The sequence below is a fragment of the Nonomuraea sp. NPDC003201 genome (assembly GCF_053590415.1).
The window spans coordinates 1-3,286 of the sequence record NZ_JBSFTC010000603.1; the positions used below are offsets into that span (position 1 = coordinate 1).

Sequence of the window (3,286 nt, forward strand, 5' to 3'; positions counted from 1 at the left end):
CCCGCGACGGCGGGCGCGGGCGGCGACGACGAGGCGTGGGACGTGGGCGCGCTGGCCGCGCTCGACGTGCCGATCCTGCAGGGGCTCTGCCTGACCACCGGCAGGCAGGCGTGGGAGGAGAACGACGACGGGCTGTCGCCGCTGGACGCCGCCTCGCAGGTGGCCATCCCGGAGTTCGACGGGCGGATCATCACGGTGCCGTTCTCGTTCAAGGAGATCGACCCCGAGGGGCTGACCGTCTACGTCGCCGACCCCGAGCGGGCCGCCCGGGTGGCGGGCATCGCGGTACGGCACGGGCTGCTCCGGCACACCCCGCCCGCCGAGCGCCGCCTGGTCGTGATGTTGTCGGCGTACCCGACCAAGCACTCGCGGGTGGGCAACGCGGTCGGCCTGGACACCCCGGCCAGCACGGTCAGGCTGCTGGCCAGGCTCGCCGAGGCCGACTACGACCTCGGCGAGGGCTTCCCGGGCGTGGCCGAGCAGGACGGCGACGCGCTCATCCACGCGCTGATCGCCGCCGGCGGCCAGGACCAGGACTGGCTGACCGAGGAGCACCTGGCGGGCAATCCGGTACGCATCTCCGCCGCGTCCTACGAGCGCTGGTACCGCACCCTGCCCGAGGACCTGCGGACGGAGATGGAGCGGCACTGGGGGCCGCCGCCGGGCGAGCTGTTCGTGCACGAGGGTGACATCGTCCTGGCGGCGCTGCGGGCCGGGAACCTGGTGGTGATGGTGCAGCCGCCGCGCGGCTTCGGCGAGAACCCGATCGCCATCTACCACGACCCCGACCTGCCGCCCAGCCACCACTACCTGGCCGCCTACCGCTGGCTCTCGGCCGAGTTCGGCGCGCACGCGATGGTGCACGTGGGCAAGCACGGCAACCTGGAGTGGCTGCCCGGCAAGTCGGCCGGCATGTCCGCCGCGTGCGGCACCGACGCGGCCATCGGCGACCTGCCGCTGGTCTACCCGTTCCTGGTGAACGACCCCGGCGAGGGCACGCAGGCCAAGCGGCGGGCGCACGCCGTGCTGGTGGACCATCTGGTGCCGCCGATGGCGCGGGCGGAGACGTACGGCGACATCGCCCGGCTGGAGCAGCTGCTGGACGAGCACGCCACGATCGCGGCCATGGACCCGGCCAAGCTGCCCGCCATCCGCGCGCAGATCTGGACGCTCATCCAGGCCGCCCGGCTGGACCACGACCTGGGGCTGGCGGACCGGCCGCACGACAGCGAGTTCGACGACTTCATCCTGCACGTGGACGGCTGGCTGTGCGAGGTCAAGGACGCGCAGATCCGCGACGGCCTGCACGTGCTCGGGCAGGCTCCGGCCGGGCAGGTGCGCGTGGACCTGGTCCTGGCGATGCTGCGCGCCCGGCAGATGTGGTCGGGCCGCGAGACGCTGCCCGGCCTGCGCGAGGCGCTCGGCCTGGCCGAGGACGGCACGGCGGGGCTCGGCAGCGTGGACCGGGCCGAGGCGGCCGCCCGGGCGCTGGTGGAGGCCATGGAGGAACGCGGCTGGGCGCCGGACGCGCCAGTGGAGGTCACGCGCGAGCTCCCGGACGACCGGCGCGAACTCGTGACGCGGGTCCTCGAGTTCGCCGCCACCGAGGTGGTGCCGCGCCTGGCCCGCACCACCGACGAGCTCGACCACGTCCTGCACGCCCTGGACGGCGGCTACGTTCCCGCCGGGCCGAGCGGCTCCCCGCTGCGCGGCCTGGTCAACGTGCTGCCGACCGGCCGCAACTTCTACTCCGTCGATCCCCGCGCGATCCCGAGCCGCCTGGCCTGGGAGACCGGCCAGGCCATGGCCGAGTCGCTGCTGGAGCGCTACCGGTCGGACACCGGCGAGTGGCCGCGTTCGGTGGGGCTGTCGGTCTGGGGCACCAGCGCCATGCGCACGGCGGGCGACGACGTGGCCGAGGTGCTGGCCCTGCTCGGCATCCGCCCCGAATGGGACGAGGCCTCACGCCGGGTCACGTCCCTGGAGCCGATCCCGCTCGCCGAGCTGGGCCGTCCCAGGATCGACGTGACGGTGCGGATCAGCGGTTTCTTCCGCGACGCGTTCCCGCACGTGGTGGCCATGCTCGACGACGCCGTACGGCTGGCCGCCGGGCTGGACGAGCCGTACGAGGACAATTACGTGCGCGCCCACGTCGCCGCGACCGGGGGCGACGAGCGCCGGGCGACCATGCGCGTGTTCGGGTCGGCGCCGGGCGCGTACGGGGCCGGGCTGCTGCCCCTGATCGACAGCCGCAACTGGCGCGACGACGCCGACCTGGCCGAGGTGTACGCGGTGTGGGGCGGCTTCGCCTACGGCCGCGACCTCGACGGCGTGGCGGCCCGCCCGCAGATGGAGGACGCCTACCGCAGGATCGCGGTGGCCGCCAAGAACGTCGACACCCGCGAGCACGACATCGCCGACTCCGACGACTACTTCCAGTACCACGGCGGGATGGTCGCCACCGTCCGCGCGCTGACCGGCAGGGCCCCGGCCGCGTACGTCGGCGACAGCACCCGCCCCGACGCCGTCCGCACCCGCACCCTGTCGGAGGAGACCTCGCGCATCTTCCGGGCCAGGGTCGTCAACCCGCGCTGGCTGGCCGCGATGCGCCGCCACGGCTACAAGGGGGCCTTCGAGCTGGCCGCCACGGTCGACTACCTGTTCGGCTACGACGCCACGACCGGGGTGGTCGCCGACTGGATGTACGACAAGCTCACCGAGACGTACGTGCTCGACCCGGAGAACCAGGCGTTCATGGCGCAGTCCAACCCCTGGGCCCTGCACGGCATCGCCGAACGCCTGCTGGAGGCCGCCGAGCGGGGCATGTGGCAGCACCCCGACCCGGAGGTCCTGCGCGGCCTGCAGGAGGTCTACCTCAAGACCGAGGGCGACCTGGAGGACGACACCAGCCGCTGAGCCGTCATCGGCTGCCCGGCCCAGTGCAGGTGCAGGTAGGACGCGGTCACCAGGGCGTCGCCGAACCCGTCGGCGCCGCTCTCGAAGCGGAACAACGGCTCGCCGGCGTACTCGACGGCGGTGCGGTGGAACTCGTGCCCGCGGAAGCGCTCACCCGGCTCCGTCAACGGCGAATGCCTGAGCGCGACCGCGTCCCGGTAGCCGAGCGTCAGCCTCGGCGTCATCCGTGCCCGGCCCGGCACCCGCCCGCACATCCGCTGCCCGTCCAGCTCCTCGCACAGGTAGAGCAGCCCGGCGCACTCGGCGGCGATCGGGCCGCGGAAGGCCGCCACCTGCGCGCGCAGCGGCTCGTTGGCGGCCAGCTCGGCGG

1 protein-coding gene and 1 pseudogene are annotated in these 3,286 nt (G+C 74.0%); one reads left to right on the top strand and one right to left on the bottom strand.

Annotated elements, in window-relative coordinates; translation table 11 throughout:
* Positions 1–2,916: cobaltochelatase subunit CobN (cobN, locus tag ACWDX9_RS61470; protein WP_449973143.1), on the top strand; the 2,916-nt coding region annotated here is incomplete at its 5' end.
* On the opposite strand, the pseudogene ACWDX9_RS61475 reads toward cobN, so the two are convergent.
* A pseudogene (locus tag ACWDX9_RS61475) lies at positions 2,871–3,286 on the bottom strand (cobyrinate a,c-diamide synthase); the annotation flags it as partial. The gene cobN and the pseudogene ACWDX9_RS61475 overlap by 46 nt on opposite strands.